The sequence below is a fragment of the Gluconobacter thailandicus F149-1 = NBRC 100600 genome (assembly GCF_000964465.1).
Taxonomy (GTDB): domain Bacteria; phylum Pseudomonadota; class Alphaproteobacteria; order Acetobacterales; family Acetobacteraceae; genus Gluconobacter; species Gluconobacter thailandicus.
This window is the reverse complement of sequence record NZ_BANH01000052.1, coordinates 1-867: the sequence shown is the minus strand read 5'-3', so window position 1 is coordinate 867 and position 867 is coordinate 1. Positions and strand designations below refer to the sequence as shown.

The window sequence follows — 867 nt, the reverse complement described above, 5'->3', positions numbered from 1 at the left end:
TAGGTCACGTTGACAAAGGATCTGATCCAGAGCCTTGCGGCGGCGATATTGAGGAAACTCATGAAGGACAAGGCGGTCTTGTCATAGCGGGTTGCGATACGGCGCATCTGCTTGAGCCTGTTGAACATCCGCTCGATGCGATTGCGGTCCTGATATCGTTGCCAGTCTGTTTGCTGAGGAGCTTTACGGCCTTTGCGTGATGGAATAACCGGCAGAATCCCGTGGATCAGAAGTTCCTGACGGAAACGGTCACTGTCATAACCCCGATCAGCCAGCATGGCTCTGGGATTTGGAACTGGCAATTTCATCAGGGCATTTGTGGCCTTATAATCTGAGACCTGGCCTCCGGTGAGGACAAAGCCAAGAGGACGTCCCTGATTGTCGCATCGGGCGTGGATTTTGCTCGTAAAGCCGCCGCGTGATCGACCAAAAGCTTCCGCATGAGCCCCCCTTTTGCGCCAGCGGCCTGTGAATGGGCACGGACTACCGTGCTGTCGAGCATATGCTGCCAGTTATCGGTCAGTCCCAGGTCTACAAGGGTTTGCAGCAGGGCATCCCAGACACCCTGTTCAGCCCAACGCCGGAACCTGACATAGACCGAGTTCCACTTTCCGTAGCGCTCATGCATGTCCCGCCAGGGGCAGCCTGTGCGCAGAACATGCAACATGCCATTGAGAAACAGGCGGTTATCTCCGGCTGGACGAGCCCAACGCCCGCGCTCAGGCGGCAGGAGCGGCCCAATCATCGCCCATTCATGATCCGTCAGATCGCCTCGCGCCATGCCTGTTCTCTCTGCCCGTTATCCCACAGGCAGAAAGTGAATCAGATCTCAGCCAAATCGTCTAGATCTTTTGTCAACATTACCTA

At 55.8% G+C, this 867-nt stretch carries 1 pseudogene; it reads right to left on the bottom strand.

Going from position 1 to position 867, the window contains the following annotated elements:
- Positions 1–781, bottom strand: a pseudogene (locus B7444_RS17215) (IS5 family transposase); the annotation flags it as partial.
- Between the last annotated feature and the right edge of the window lie 86 nt (positions 782–867).